At 73.3% G+C, this 390-nt stretch carries 1 pseudogene; it reads right to left on the bottom strand.

The features are described from left to right. Positions 1-93 precede the first annotated feature (93 nt). Positions 94-390, bottom strand: a pseudogene (locus ACZ3GY_RS23675) (alcohol dehydrogenase); the annotation flags it as partial.

The following is a 390-nucleotide window of genomic DNA, read 5'->3' as shown; positions in this document are numbered from 1 at the left end:
AGCGGAGGGCATGGGAGGAGGGGAGGATGCCACGCCCCTCACGGCTCCTCCCTCGGTCCCAGGCCCTCCCGCCGTCACCGCCGCGCGGACGCCTCAGGCGAAGCGGATGATCTGACGCACGGCTGCTCCGGATGCCAGCGCGTCCATGCCCGCGTTGATGTCGTCGAGGGCGATCTCCGACGAGACCAGGCGTTCCACCGGCAGACGCCCGCGTCGCCACAGGTCGACGAACACGGGGATGTCGCGCTCGGGCACGGCGGAGCCGAGGTAGCTGCCGATGATCGAACGCCCCTCCGCGACGAGCGCCGTGGGCGAGAAGCTCGCGCGGGCGTCCGGGGCGGGGAGTCCGACGGTGACGGTGCGCCCTCCGGCCTCGGTCAGCGCGATCGC

Source organism: Pseudomonas sp. PME37.24/006, assembly GCF_055556635.1.
Note: the sequence above shows the minus strand (reverse complement) of the source record. Positions and strands in the feature narration are given on the sequence as shown.